Here is a 15,310-nt window from a genome sequence, read left to right on the forward strand (position 1 = left end):
ATTAGGACTTACCTTTCATCCTTTCAAAATAATCTAAGGTCGCAGCTTTTACTTTTGGTGCAAGATAAATCGTCGAAATCATTGTCGGAATAGCCATAATAGCATACATTCCATCAATAAAACTTACGACTACTTCCAAAGAGGCTACAGCTCCAGCCACTATTGTCACCAAATAAAAGTAGTTGTAATAATCTGCTTTTTTGGAACCAAAAAGATAATTGAAGCACTTGTGACCATAATAAGAGTAAGTAAACATAGTCGAAAGCGCAAAAACCAAAACAGCCAACATTAAGAGGTATTTCCCAAGTCCTGGCAGTGCCATTTCAAAGGCTGAAAGTGTAAGCCTTACACCATCATTCTCGGTTGATTCCCAAACTCCGGTAAGTAAAATCACCAATGCGGTCAAGGTACAAACTACAACTGTGTCTATAAATGGACCTAACATGGCAATCAAGCCTTCTCTTACAGGTTCATTGTTTTTGGAAGCACCATGAACCATAGGTGCTGTACCTATGCCTGCTTCATTCGAGAATGCCGCTCTACGCGCTCCAATCACTATTACAGCACCTACTGCACCGCCCATGGCAGCCTCTCCAGTGAAGGCATCCTTCACAATCAACCAAAGCATATCCGGTACATCACCTATGTATTTGAACATAATGATGACGACCGTAACAAAGTACAATGCAACCATAAATGGAACCAATCTCGACGCAACCAATGCTATTCTTTTGATTCCACCCAATATCACCACCGCAACAATCAACATCATGGATATACCTAGAATCCACTTTGTCCCCTCTCCTGTATCAAGCCCATAAGGCACCAACAAAACTGATCTTAAAACAGCTGTAAGCTGATTAGCCTGGAAAATCGCCAAAAGTCCCAAAACACCTGCAACTGAAAACAAAATTGCAAGGGGTTTCCATTTCTTCCCCATTCCTTCTTCTATCACATACATTGGACCACCCTGAACTTCTCCAGAGTCATCTTTTCCCCTGTACATAATGGCCAAACTACAGGAAAAGTACTTCGTTGCCATACCCACAAAAGCTGACATCCACATCCAAAAAATAGCGCCTGGTCCCCCCATATTGATTGCAATGGCAACACCACTGATATTTCCCAAACCTACGGTAGCCGCGATGGCAGCAGATAAGGCTTGTCTTGAGCTGATTTGACCAGGTAGCTTCTGATCATCGTATTTGCCACTTACCAGTGAGATCGCATGTCCGAGGCGACGAAAAGGAATAAATCCAGAATAAACAAAAAGGATAAATCCTCCTCCCATCAACAAAATAAGCATTGGGGTATCCCAAATCCAATTACTGAAATCAACTATAAATTCTCCCATTAAATATTTTGATTAAATGGCCATATTAATGGCATTTTTTTGAAAAGACAAGTAAGCCTTAGAAATATGTATATATAGTTTAATTGATCAGTGGCATGATTGCGGATAATCATTTTATCCATCAACCAAAAAAAGTGATCCTCCAATGGCTGATCACTTTTTCTTAAATAGTCAATAATTCTTTTGTAATTCTAAGGTATTTAAGTTCAATAAATTCGTCATTCCCAATCAACTTTTGGGGACTTATAAAAATTGATCCCCTCAGTCTCCCATCGTTTACCGTGAAATTTTACTCTCCTTGAAAAACTTTCCCAATCTCTCTTCTCTTTTGGTGACCAAGCTACTTCAGCAATTGCTGCTAATCTTGGGAAAGTAAGGTACTCTATTTCACTTCTGTTGGTGACTGTTTCTGTCCACAATGGCGCCTCAACACCTATTACATGCTCTCTTTTGATTTTTTCGTCTAAAGTGGTTGGGTCCCAATTGTAAGCTTCATCTAATTCGATATATGCCGCCCAACTTAAGCCGATATGCGTTGTGGAGTCATATTTCATATCCAAATACACTTTAGTGGCAGGAGAAATGAGCACTTTTGCTCCCTGTTCTATAGCCATGACAGCATTTTCCGATTTGGCCCAATATTGAGCCACGGAAGTTGGCAATAACTGTGCATGAGCCACTTCATCCCAGCCCAAAGTTCTCTTTCCATACTTTGTTACCAAATCCTGCGCTCTTTCTATAAATGGAATGTAATCCTCCATTTCAGTCACATGAGATTCATCACCACCTATGTGGAAATAAGGACCTGGCGTAATCTCAGAGATTTCCCTTATGACATCCTCTATGAACTGATATGTTACAGGATTATCTGTGTCCAAGGTGCTAAATCCTACTTCAGTACCTGTATAAAGTGGCGTTGGTTGACCTGCCACTCCCATTCTCGTTTGCTCAGTGACAACAGCACCTTTTTCAGGCACCTTGATGCCGGGATTAAGTTCTCCGTATGCAGCCAAAGCTGAATTGGTATGACCCGGCATATCAATTTCGGGCACAATGGTAATATGTCGCTCTTGAGCATACCTGACGATTTCTTTGTAATCTTCTTGTGTGTAATAGCCTCCAGATTCTCCACCCACTTGAGTACTTCCACCTATTTCTGTCAATTTAGGCCATGATTTGATCTCAATTCTCCACCCCTGATCATCTGAAAGATGTAAGTGAAGGTGATTGATTTTGTATTGACTGATCTGGTCAATTAAATGCTTGATTTCAGCAACAGGAAAAAAATGACGTGCCACATCCATCATCATTCCTCTATATTCATACTCAGGATAATCTTCAACTGAACCTGATGAAATTTTAAACTGGGGATTCGGCCCAAAATCAGTTCTTTCTACATTCGGAATAAGTTGCAACAATGTCTGTGTTCCCCAAAAAATTCCAGAGGCTGTTTTTCCGGTGACAGTGATTTTCTCCTTCCCTATTTCCAGTATATACCCTTCATCTGGCAAAGAGGCATTGGGGTTTAGTGAAAGATCTATGACATTATCTATAGCTCCTTCTTCAATTTCTAAATCCAAACTGGTCAAGGTCTTTAATCTTTGGATTAGAAGCTGAGCTTCATTGGCTAGTTCAGGTTGGAAGGAAAGTTTCGTTTCCGAATTTATTGTAAAAGATCCCTGTGCATCAGTCAAAGAAACAGGAATAGGTATAATCGATGATTGACTCATTTTGACATTTTTTCCTGAATCGCAGGAAAAGAGTAAGGCTCCTGAGATAAGTAATACAAAGGTTTTACCTATCAAATTTTTAAGTTTCATATGAGGGTAGGTTTTGGGTAAAATAGATAACCAAACTTAATCAATTTTTTTTCAAAAGTATTTACCATTCATTTAAAAGTTAACATAAGAGCTTTCTTTTTCCACTTATCCTCATAATTGCCCATTTTTAAGAAAGAGGAATACTAAACATGTGTCCAAGAAGAATTTTTTAATAAATTAGAAAATTGAAAACACTTGAAAATAGCCAAAAAACATTCAAATAATGAAAAAAGAAGAGTTAACAAAAATCCCAGGGTCAAGGAGGAATTTCATTAAAGCATCTGCAACAGCCTTGGCAGGGTTTTATTTTGTACCCCGACATGTATTGGGAGGGCCTGGGTTTATAGCCCCCTCTGACCGGTTAAGGGTTGCTGGTATCGGTGTCGGAGGAATGGGTGGAAATGATGTCCGTGGCGTCTTTGCAAGTGGTAAAGCTGATTTTGTAGCCCTTTGTGATGTAGATGATACAAGAGCCAAGCAGAGTATTGAGGCGCATCCTAAGGCAAAATATTACAGAGATTATCGTGAAATGCTTGATAAGGAGTCTGACAACATTGACGCGGTGACGGTTTCTTCACCAGATCATATGCATGCAGTTCAAGCCATGGCAGCCATGAAAATGGGGAAGCATGTCTATGTGCAAAAACCACTTACACATGATATTTACGAAGCAAGAGTTCTAACGGAAGGAGCCGATAAATATAAAGTAGTGACTCAGATGGGAAATCAGGGTTCTTCAGGTGATGGGGTTAGAAAAATGGTCGAGTGGTACAATGCAGGACTAATTGGAGAAGCCACCAAAGTGTATTGTTGGACAGACAGACCTGTTTGGCCTCAAGGAATTCCCTGGCCAGAAACAACTGCAACACCTCCAGCTGATTTGGATTGGAAGCTTTGGTTGGGTACTGCCCCTTACAGGGATTTTGTTCCTAATTTATTGCCTTTCAACTGGAGAGGCTGGTGGGATTATGGAACTGGAGCACTTGGGGATATGGCTTGTCATATCATGGAGCCTCCTTTTAGAGTTTTGGGACTTGGCTACCCTGAGTCTGCAGAATGCAGCGTAGGTTCAGTCTATGTTGGTGAATTCCAAAGGGGTTACTTCCCAGAAAGCTGTCCTCCTTCCTCTCATATTACTTTGAGGTTCAAAAGAGAAGGCAAGGAAGACCTACAATTCCACTGGATGGATGGCGGTATACAGCCTGCAAGACCAGAAGAACTAGGCCCAAATGAGGTCATGGGTGATGGCGGAAATGGTGTGATCATTGAAGGTACCAAAGGAAAAATGATGTGTGGTACTTATGGTAGAGATCCAAAGCTTTTGCCAACTTCGAGAACTAATGACATCAATGTAGCTGAAACTGAATATAGGGTACCTGGAGGGGATAGAGGCCATTATAATAACTGGGTTGATGCATGTATTGCGGGATATGGAAGTGAGGAATACAAGAAATTAAGCTCTCCGTTTTCGGTAGCAGGTCCTTTGACGGAATCGGTATTGATGGGTAATCTTGCTATCAGAAGTTATGATTATAGAGTCCCTCAAGATGGAAATCCTAATAGATTTGACTATCCGGGAAGAGGAATTAAGTTAGTCTGGGATGGTCCAAATATGAAAATAACCAATTTTGAACCTGCCAATCAATTTGTCAGACGTGAATATCCTGAGGGGTACAGTTTATAAATTTAAAAATCCCAAAAAACCCGTTGAATTTAAAATTCAACGGGTTTTTTGTTTTATTTATTGTGGGTCAAATCCCAAACCGGCAGCGTTCAACATTTTAGCGTAGGCAGTTTTCCTTTTTGCTGCCAGTTGGTTGAGTGTCTGCTGTGCTTGAAAAAGACTAACTTCTCGGGCATTGACCAGGAACAAGGAACTTTCTCCAATCTGGAATCTTGTCATTTCTCCGTCAAGGAGTCTTTGTAACCCTGTAACGTTGTTTGTAAATGTGACCAATTGTTGTTGGACAGTTTCAAAATTGAATATTTCGGTTTCCAGTTTATTTCTCAATTGAATAAATTTCAAATCCCTTTGATAATTTTTGAAGTCTAGTCTTGCCTTGGTGAAACCGAGATTTCCTCTTTCTCTTCTTAAAAATAGAGGTGTAGATACTGTGAGTCCCCATTTATAATCATTTACGAAAAATGAATTCATAGGTACGTCGTTTATTGATGTGGTAAGGAAATTATAGTCTACTTTCAGAACCGGCTTAAGCATTTCTGCTCTGAAACGTCTTTCAACTTCCAAATTAGCTATATCAAAATCTGTCAATTGAAGTTCTGGATGACTGACTACATACTCTCTCAATGCATCCACATTGTAATCATAGACAAAAGGATCCAAAACATCTTCAGGAAAAACACCAATCAACAATTCCGCTGGCGCTTCATCTGCATCCCAGAGAAAAGTATTCACCATTTGAGTGGATTCAAAGAAATTAATTTCAGCTTGTTGGAATCGATACTGCCTATCCATGACTTGCGTGTAAGCTTCTACCGTATCAATAGCTGGGAAATCCCCTTGAATAAAGCTCTCTTTGACCATATCAAAGCGCATTTCTGCAAGCCTTAGTCCTTCCTTGACTACCTGCAAATTGTTGTAATCAGCGGCCCATTGCCAATAGCTATCAGCTGCGTCAAGATAAAGGTCATTGAGAATCAAATCCCTTTCAGCCCTAGTTGCGTCTCTGTAAATTTGAGCTTGTCTTAAAGCTGCTCGGCGTCTATCAATAAATAGACCTTGACCTATATTGACAGAGGCTCCTAAAGCGAGCAGTCCGCTATCGGGTACTCTTTGTTCTGGATTCAGAAATGCTCCCCGGTTTTGCTCTCCAATACCTTTCAGCTCAACACCACCCCATGTAGGAACCACTACCCCGGCTGTACGACGGTCATAGTAATCTGTATCATTGAATCTCTTGGCATTGACATCCATAAAAGCGACAGGGTCAAATCCACCTCTCGCTGCCAGAAGCTCTTGGTCTCCAAACCTCAAAGTGACATCTGCCTGTTTGGCAACAGGATGATAATCCCTAACCCATAACATGTATTCCTGATAGGTCAACAAATCCTGGGCTTGAGTATTAAAAATAAATCCGAATGCTATTATTGCTAAAATCAGCCGCATGTTTAAATACTACTTTTTACGATTATCACTTTTTTGCCTTGCAGTATAATAATCAGGTGGGAACCCGTTTAGCTGTCGCCATATTTCATACCAAAGCGGCACGTCATTGAGTAAGGCTATTCCATCAGCTCCTGATCCTATTCTCAGTGCTTCAGGCCAAGGTTTATCATTTGGATCTTCTACAACCAGCATTCTATACCTTCCGTCTGCCCCTGAGAAATTGTCAATAGCATGCACAACTCCTCCAAAGGTACCATTGGTGATTTGTGGCCATCCTGAAAATACAATTGCAGGCCAACCATCGAAGATAAACCTAACTCTATTACCAACCCTCATCAGTGGAAAATCCACAGGTGAAACATACATCTCTACTGCCAATTGGGCATTGGCAGGCAAAATGCTGATTATTTCCGCTCCTTCTTTAATTGTTTCACCAATACCTACCTGGATGGCTCGGGTGATGTACCCCTCTTGCGGTGCCAAAATGTACCTAAATCCTGTCCGCACTTCGTAGTTGGAAAATTGATTTTCCAGCTTTGTTGCGGTGGCTTCTGCATCATACCTAGATGATAGTGCCTCATACATATCTGCAGATGATTTGGCCATTCTATCTCTGAAATCATTATCTATGGCATTCAACTCTATGAATGCCGCAATTCTTGCATTTTGACTTTTTAAAAGGTCATTTTCAGCTGCAATCAAGTTTGCTTGAACTTCTTGAAATCTCAATTCTCTCTGCTCAAAATCTGTCAATGACCTTAGACCTTCCTCATAAAGATTTCTTGCACGCCCCAATTGGTCCTCTCCGATTTTGTAGTTGACTTTTGCTTGTTCGAACCTTATACTATCAGAAGTCACCTGAAGCTCTGCCATTCTCAGCCGGTTTTCAGCCTGCTCACGCCTCAATACATTGTTTTGCTTCAAAGCATCGATTTGTATTTCAAGAGATTTAACCTTTTCAGAATAAGACAAAGCTGCTAGATTTTTCGCGTCCACTTGTAGCCTGGTTCTTTCCAAAAGTTGTGGATCGAAGTAATCGTCTTTAATTTCTGAAATCCTCAATACGGTGTCTCCACGTTGTACATAATCTCCTTCGGCCACATACCAGTTTTCAATTCTACCGGCGATGATTGAATGCACTGTCTGAGGTCTTTGATCCGGTCTTAATGCCGTTACAAAACCACCTGAGCGCACATTCTGGGTCCAAGGCAGAAATAAGAACAAGAAAGCTCCTACCAACAGCCAGACCAAAATCCGAATTCTTTTTTTAGCTTCATCCTGGGGATAGGACATGCCCATACTTTTATACTTTTTAAAAGTAACTTTCTCCCCAATTTTATTTTGTGAAATGTCTATCATATCTAATTGGGCTATTTCTTTTTGCCTTCTAAATAAACTTTCGCGTCTCCGTCAAATTTCAATTTCCCTTGGTTAAGTTCTACTACCCTTGGGAACCTGCTGATGATATCTTCATCTTCACTCACCAAAACTACCGTCCAATCTTTCTCTAGGATATAATCCATTATCCTTTCTTTATCTTCTTTTTCAAAAGGTGAAATAATGTTTTCAAGGAGCAAGGCCTTAGGTTTATTTACCAAACATCTAGCAAGGATAATCTTACTGATAATCAACCTACTTAGATTTTTACCTTCTGGTAGTAATTGGGTGTCCCAATCATCTTGAAGCCTAAAGATATATTCTTTAAGACCTACCAGTTCAATGATTTCGCGGACATGTTTGTCATCCACTTCTTTTTGAAGGGTAATATTTTCATAAATCGTCCCATAAAATATAGATTGGTAGGTAAGGCTATCCCCAATAAAGCTTCTCAACTTATCTAGATTCATCGTATCAATTGGCAGTCCATTGACAATAATCCTTCCTCGATATTCACTGTACAAACCCGCCATCAAATTCATCAAGGTACTTTTTCCGCTTCCACTATTTCCTGTCAACACCACTTTGTCACCAGGACTCAACTCAAATGAAAGGTTATCAATGATGTCAAAATCAGCTTTGTTGTTTTTATAACTCAGGTTTCTTATGTCAAAATGAAGTCCATAGTAATCAGTATTCAAGGATTTTTCAGTACCCGAAATTCTTTCCATTGGAAGGTCCATAATCTGACCAATTTTCTCCGTTGCCACTAATGTGTCATATACCGTTTCCAATGAAAGAATCACTTTTTCCACTGAGCTAACGATCAAAATGATGATTACTTCTGCGGCAATAAATTGACCTATACTGATCTGATCGTCTATCAACAATAAACTACCAACTACCAAGAGCGTGGTCACGATCAATGCCTTAAATACAATCATCACCTTGTATTGCAGCACTAAAACGGCAAAATGCTTATTCCTGAAATCCACATAGGACTCCAAAAGCTTATCTATGGTGTTAAAGGGAAGGTTGGAGTTACCTGCCAATTTAAACGTAGCCATGGTTCTTCCGATTTCTTCCAGCCAGTAAGCAGTCTTATATTTTTGTGTAGATACCTTGAGGTTAGTTTCCATTCCCTTGGGACTTGTGTAGTAGAAAATCACTGCTACCAATGCCAAAAGAATCACACTGAATATCACAAAAAACACATTATAAAGCGCCAACAGTATCATTCCAAAGAAGATTTGAACTGTCGCAAAAGAGAAATCTATAAGGATTTTGGCCATACCTTTTTGCAGGTTGACAGCATCAAAAAATCTATTTACCAATTCAGGAGTATGTTTTTCCTGAAGCGCATCCAACTTTAACCTAGGAAGCCTGTAAGCGAAACTAAAGCCAGTTTTGGTAAAGATCCGCTGCTCAAGTTTCTCCGTTAGATACAATTGTGAGATCTGCAAGAATCCTCCAAAGGTAATCCCTATTGCTACTACGAGGACCATTATCAGCCATGCTGTGGTAACCCGGCCACCTAATACGAAGTTGACAATTGCTTGAATACCCAAAGGCAGAATCAAAGAAACTGCACCATTAAGTAAAGAATAGAAGTAAATCGCATATACTTCCTTTTTTTCCTCTTTGAGAAGTTTAAAAAACCTCTTCAGAGGGGTAATAGTATAATCAATTTTCATTTTCTATAGTTTTGAAGACTAGGTTGTTGAAAAAATCTATCCTTCTATCGTCTCCAGGCTGATGTTCGGTCAGTGCTGGTAAGTGTCTGGAATAATATGATTGCATAAGACTTGATTCCATTACTGTAGAAACCAGTGTTTTGGGAAATTCAAACCTTGGATTGACTTCAAGGACTAGATTGGCAATTCTTTCTCCTAATTTGTTGTAGTGGTTGAAAAAGCCTTTTTTATATTCCTCATCGACTTCTTTGGTCATAATAGCCTTTGTTGCTTCATCTGTCAATAATCGTCTAAGCTGAATGGGGTCTATGAAATCGTTTTGGGTGAATATAGGCCCTTTCACTAGAATTTTAATGGCAATTTTTAACTTTTTACAGGAATCAGTAAGATTGGCAGTAGCATAGACAAGATTTTGCTCCAAATAACCCCAATACCAAGAGGTGAGATAAAGCAATAGCTTATGTTTGTTGTCAAAATACCTATAAATGGCAGATTCAGTACAACCGATTTGACTAGCCAACTTTTTGAAAGTGAAATGCTCAAAGCCTAGATCTATTAATAAATCTACGCTGACAGAGATTAACTCTTTTCCCAAATCAGAGCTGAAGGGATCTTTTAAATAAATATCGGGGTTAACATCTACCCGTATTTTTTGTAGGATACTTTCCATTTGATTTTTTAGAACAAATCGATAACGGCAGTGACTTACCAAAAGTTTATACAAATATTCAAAAAGTTTGTAATACTCACTAAAACAGCAAGAAAAAAATCCAAGCACTTACATGGTTGGATTTTCTTATTGTTCAAAGGTTCTATTTTTTCATATACGCATCTCTGACACTCTTAAATTCTGAATTATCTTTCCATTGAGGCCAAAAATCACTGTTGGAAAGACGATTTCCAACATTAAACAAAAGTTGGACATCGTCTACAGCCCCATCCAAATTCCACCTTTCAAGATCATATTCATCTGCTGGCTTATGATAGTATTGCATGGTATAATTTTCCTGCAACTCTTTCCCATATTCCTTACCTTTTTCTACATGATCTATACCAGTTCCTATATAAAGTGCCGGAATTCCTATTTTTGCAAAATTGAAGTGATCAGATCTGAAATAATACCCTGCGGATGGATTTGGTTCAGGTGCAGAATACCTTCCCAATTTTACCAATTCCTCATTTAACAAATCCTCCATTTCAGATTGCCCTATACCAATCAAGGAAACGTCTTTCATCTTCCCATAAGGATTGATTCCATCCATATTGATGTTGGCTACAGTTTTTTCTTTTGGGAAAATGGGGTTTTCTGCATAATAAGCTGATCCCCAAAGCCCCTGTTCTTCGGCTGTGACAGAAAGGAAAACGACAGATCTTTCGGTTTGCCCGCTTTCTTTAAAAGCCTTTGCTAATGCAAGCAGCGCAGCTGTACCACTTGCGTTGTCAAGGGCTCCATTATAAAGACTGTCCCCAAATTCATCCGGTGTGCCATAACCCAAATGATCCCAATGAGCAGTGTAAATGATGTATTCATCAGGTCTTTCACTTCCCTCTATCATGGCCACCACATTTCTGGAAACATCATAACTTGCTTCCACTTCCATGGAAGTACTTGCTTTTAGCCCTAGGGATATGGCTTCAAAATCCTGCCTCCTCGCTTTCGCTAACAGTTCACGCTCATTGACTCCAGCCATATCAAACAATCTATTGGCCACAGGTAAAGTCACCCATCCTTCAAAAGCTGGCTGATAGACTTCTTTTCCTCTGCTATCCAAATATAATTTTGCTGCATTCCAGTTGTTCTGTACCACATTAAATCCATAGCCGGCCGGAATGGTATTGTGAACGATCAAAGTTCCTAGTGCACCTTGTCTGGCAGCTTCCTCAAACTTATAAGTCCAACGGCCATAATAAGTCATGGTATTGCCTTTGAACAAGCCCTCATCCTCGGTTCCAAAACCGGGATCATTGACCAAGACCATCACTATTTTATCTTTGACATCAATGTTTTTATAGTCATTCCAGCCATATTCTGGTGCTACTATTCCAAATCCCGCAAACACAATTTCAACATCTTCGAAAGATTGCTCAGCTTCTGTCCTTTGTGTCCACAGCACATAATCTTTGAGCCCTTCCAAACTCATAGTTTCATTTTCTGAACTGATATTCATCACAGCAGAGGGTCGTGTAGTTATTGAAACCATAGGAACATCTTGGAAAAAACTATCCCCATTACCTGGAGCAAGTCCTAAGGACTTAAACTGACCTTCCAAATACTGAATGGTTAACTCCTCTCCTTTTGTAAATGGCATTCTACCCTCAAACTCATCTGAGGAAAGGGTAATTAAATGGGGCTCTAGGTCTGATGCTGTGATTACATAATTGTTCTTCTCATTGGAAGTGCAAGCCATTACTGAGATGGCAAAGACCAATAATAATAGGAATGGTGATCTGATCATTTGATTATAAATTAAGGTGGTAGTATCAAAAGTAAGAAATATCAACTCAAAATTTCCTGAAAATTACGCTTAGGTTAAGAATTACCAATTGTCGCCAGACGACAATTCAAGAATCCAGTACCAAGGTAGATTTATGGTCATAAACCATAATTATCTACCAAAATGAAAAAAACTTTACTATTAACGATTTGGCTTGTTGCTATGACTTCGCTCATGATGAGCCAAAGCTTTGGCCAATCAGCTTCCGCTTCTCTTTTTGGAGTGGTACGGTCAGCAGACGGTGAAACCCTGCCTGGAGCCAACGTTGTGATCAGAAACGAGTCAACTGGCTTCACTACCGGAGCAGTCACCAACTTAGAAGGCCGCTTTCAGATCAATCAAATCCCCTTAGGTGGACCTTATAGTGTCAAGGCATCATTTGTAGGGGAAGGAAGTCTTGAGAAAAAGGGGTATCAATTGAATTTGGGTGATCAAGTAAGGGTCGACTTTGACCTAAGAGACGGAGACGGAACACTTGAAACCATAGTCATCAGTGCAGATGATTATGCGCCAAACAGAGTTTCTCCAATTGGTTCAGGGACTAGACTTGGAATGACAGAAATCAAATTCATGCCTACCAATGGCAGGAGTTTTCAGGATTTGGCGAACCTAGCACCTACCACCTCGCCAGGAGGTTCATTGGCTATTGGTGGGACAAGGGTGAGTTCGACAGCTATTACTTTGGACGGAGGCAACCAAAGATTCATGATGAATGGGGGCTTGATTTCTCAATACACCGTCTCAATGGAAGCTATTCGTGAATATGAAGTAACTACCAATGAATATAGCGTAATGGAAGGTAGGCAGGGCGGTGGTGCCATCAACGTGGTGACCAAGTCCGGAACCAATGAAATGTCAGGTTCTGCCTTTTTCTTCAACAGAAATCAGGCCCTTACTGCAAGTGAAGATTATATAGGAAGACCTATCAATGATTTCAACACCAACCAATATGGTTTTTCTTTGGGTGGTCCAATCATCAAAGACAAGCTTCACTTTTTTACAGCTTTGGATTTTGAAGATAGAAGTGAGCCTTTTGCCATCATAGATGTAAGGGATTCACAAACTGAGCGACTGGAACAAATTACTCAACAAAGCCTAGACCGGTTTATCAATATCTTAGAACAACGATATGGCTTAGACCCTAATAGACAACAGACAGGTTTGTTTAATGTCAGACCATCCAATAGAACTGTTTTTGCGAGATTGGACTGGCAGATTAATGATATTCATAAATTGACTTTCCGAAATAATTTCTTTTGGGGTGAAAATGAATTTGTAATCGGTGGTGACGCAACAGCCTTGGCTGATTCCAGAGGTGATATCAAAATTTTTGGAGCCAATAGCCAGTTGGCATTGAGGTCGACATTTTCGTCAAAGCTTACAAATGAACTGAAAGTACAATACCTAAGAGCCCAAAGAGATTTTCCAGCCAGGTCTTTCGCACCTAGAGGATTGGTAGGCATAGAATCATTCCAAGAGGACGGAACCAGGTTGTTTAGACAATTTCAATTTGGAGGGAATAGGATAGCCCCTGAGGAACAAGGTGAACAACAACTGCAATTGATCAACACCACCTATTTACAGACAGGAAAGATTTTCTGGACTTTTGGGACAGACAACATGGTAACTTTTACAAATACCTTAAATACCAACGAACAAGGAGGTCTATTTCAATTTGCAAGTCTTGATGCACTTGAAGAAGGTACTGCTTTCCAATACTCAAGACTGGTTCCCAACAATCCTGATGGAAGATATGCACCTAAGTTAAGACAAACAGCTCTGGACCTTTCTGCTTTTGTGCAAGCAGAAACCAACCTCACAAATAAACTCAGTGCATTGTTCGGGTTAAGATGGGATGCTACAGTCTTTTTGACTGCACCAGAGTTCAATCCATTGGTACAAAATGAACTTGGAAGAAGGACAGATGTAGTTGCTAGAGATTATAACAACATTCAACCAAGGTTTCAATTGACATATGATTTCAATGAAGATCAAAGAAATGTTTTAAAGTTTGGAATAGGTGGCTATTCAGCAAACATTGTTCATTGGGCCCAATTGTCAAACATTCTTCAATCAGGAACTATTCTTACAGATTTACTTCTTACAGGAGAAAATGTCCCCTCCCCTGATTTTCCAAGATTTATTGCAGACCCAGCTGCTGTACCAGGTGTACCTGCCGGAGGAACAGGAAGGTCTCCTTACATCAACTTGATCGGAGAAAACTTTGAGGCCCCTTATACTTGGAAAGGAAACCTTGCCTATAGAAGATTTATTACCAACGAATTTTACCTAGGAGCAAATGCTTATTTCGCCAGAACTATCAACAACTACAGATACCAAGATCTTAATTTAAGAGAAGACTTTGCATTCAGGTTAGCCAATGAAAACAACCGTGGTGTATATGCAAGTCCTGATCAGATCACAAATGTCAATCTTAACAATCCAGGCGTAGTAGTCTACCCTATTAATCCTTCTGTCGTCAATGCAAACCCTAATCTTGGAAGGGTTTTAGAACTTAATGGAGATTCTGATATCTGGCAAAGAGGCGTAATTTTCGAAACTGGCTATGTATTTAGAAAAGGTGGCAGCATCACAGGTACTTTTACCGTAAACCGAACAGAAGACAATAACTCTTACAATTGCTGTATCGCAAGAACTTCTGTCTTGACAGCTATTGTAGATGATCCTAGGGATCTAGCGGCCAATAGAGGCGGTGCAAATACAGATTTTAGACATAAGATTGTACTATTCGGAACCTCTCCTGCATTTAAAAACATGAGGATTTCGGCCCGTTATGTTGGACAATCTGGTCTGCCATGGACTCCTTTGGTTTTTGGTGACATCGTAGGAGATGGCGCAGGCCTTCTTATCAACGCCAACAAAAGAGCCTTTATCTTTAATCCAGAAACAATTAGAAGTAACCCTAACGCCACGCCATTTGAAAATATAATTGCGGAAGGTATGGAAACTGTTTTGGCCAATCCTGATAATATTGCAAGAGAACTCCTGATAGGTAATCTGGGGGAAATAGCCCCAAGAAATGAGATCTACAACCCATTCTGGCACAATGTTGATGTAAGGTTTACTTTCAATATCGACAACAGTATCATCAATGGCATGGGTAAAGGGAATTTGGAGTTGATTGCTGAAGTCTTCAATTTTACAAATCTACTCAATAGCGAATGGGGTGGTGCACCTACTGTACCGGGCGGTAATCAGGTTTTACTTCAAACCTTAGGTCTTGACCCTATCGCAACACAGCAAGGTACTCCACAATATGCTTACAGGGTAAATCCAACGTTTGGAGAAACAGTAAGAGCAAACCCTCCTTATCAAGTACAAATCGGAGCAAGATATACTTTCTAATTTCTTTTCTTATTTCAACAACTGACAAGAGCCGTAAAAAAACGGCTCTTGTTTTTTTAATGTTAATTGAGAATTCA

Annotated in this window: 9 protein-coding genes; 2 read left to right on the forward strand and 7 right to left on the reverse strand. The window is 39.9% G+C overall.

Features of this window, described 5'->3' with window-relative positions; genetic code table 11:
- Position 1: 1 nt before the first annotated feature.
- Positions 2–1,354, reverse strand: a complete 1,353-nt coding sequence (locus CLW00_RS02150; protein ID WP_106131986.1) for an alanine/glycine:cation symporter family protein — start codon at positions 1,352–1,354, stop codon at positions 2–4.
- A gap of 218 nt (positions 1,355–1,572) precedes the next feature.
- On the reverse strand, positions 1,573–3,174 hold the full coding sequence (locus CLW00_RS02155) for a beta-N-acetylhexosaminidase (RefSeq protein WP_106131987.1): 1,602 nt from the start codon (positions 3,172–3,174) through the stop codon (positions 1,573–1,575).
- Positions 3,175–3,397: 223 nt separating this feature from the next.
- On the opposite strand from CLW00_RS02155, the gene CLW00_RS02160 reads away from it, so the two are divergent.
- Entirely contained in the window at positions 3,398–4,858 is a 1,461-nt protein-coding gene (locus CLW00_RS02160) for a Gfo/Idh/MocA family protein (protein ID WP_106131988.1), read from the forward strand.
- A gap of 57 nt (positions 4,859–4,915) precedes the next feature.
- On the opposite strand, the gene CLW00_RS02165 is transcribed toward CLW00_RS02160, so the two are convergent.
- The 5 genes from CLW00_RS02165 to CLW00_RS02185 all read right to left on the reverse strand — a co-directional run bounded on the left by CLW00_RS02165 (position 4,916) and on the right by CLW00_RS02185 (position 11,828).
- Positions 4,916–6,301, reverse strand: coding sequence for a TolC family protein (locus CLW00_RS02165; protein WP_106131989.1), 1,386 nt, complete (start codon positions 6,299–6,301; stop codon positions 4,916–4,918).
- Positions 6,302–6,310: 9 nt separating this feature from the next.
- Positions 6,311–7,660, reverse strand: coding sequence for an HlyD family secretion protein (locus CLW00_RS02170; RefSeq protein ID WP_106131990.1), 1,350 nt, complete (start codon positions 7,658–7,660; stop codon positions 6,311–6,313).
- A gap of 11 nt (positions 7,661–7,671) precedes the next feature.
- Positions 7,672–9,372, reverse strand: coding sequence for a peptidase domain-containing ABC transporter (locus tag CLW00_RS02175; protein WP_106131991.1), 1,701 nt, complete (start codon positions 9,370–9,372; stop codon positions 7,672–7,674).
- Entirely contained in the window at positions 9,362–10,042 is a 681-nt protein-coding gene (locus CLW00_RS02180; RefSeq protein ID WP_106131992.1) for a TetR/AcrR family transcriptional regulator, read from the reverse strand. The genes CLW00_RS02175 and CLW00_RS02180 overlap by 11 nt, the downstream gene beginning before the upstream one ends.
- Before the next feature lie 142 nt (positions 10,043–10,184).
- On the reverse strand, positions 10,185–11,828 hold the full coding sequence (locus tag CLW00_RS02185; protein WP_106131993.1) for a M28 family metallopeptidase: 1,644 nt from the start codon (positions 11,826–11,828) through the stop codon (positions 10,185–10,187).
- Between the two features lie 162 nt (positions 11,829–11,990).
- On the opposite strand from CLW00_RS02185, the gene CLW00_RS02190 reads away from it, so the two are divergent.
- Complete coding sequence (locus tag CLW00_RS02190) at positions 11,991–15,233, forward strand: TonB-dependent receptor (protein ID WP_106131994.1); 3,243 nt, start codon at positions 11,991–11,993, stop codon at positions 15,231–15,233.
- Positions 15,234–15,310: the final 77 nt, after the last annotated feature.

The sequence above is a fragment of the Mongoliibacter ruber genome (assembly GCF_003003005.1).
Lineage (GTDB): Bacteria > Bacteroidota > Bacteroidia > Cytophagales > Cyclobacteriaceae > Mongoliibacter > Mongoliibacter ruber.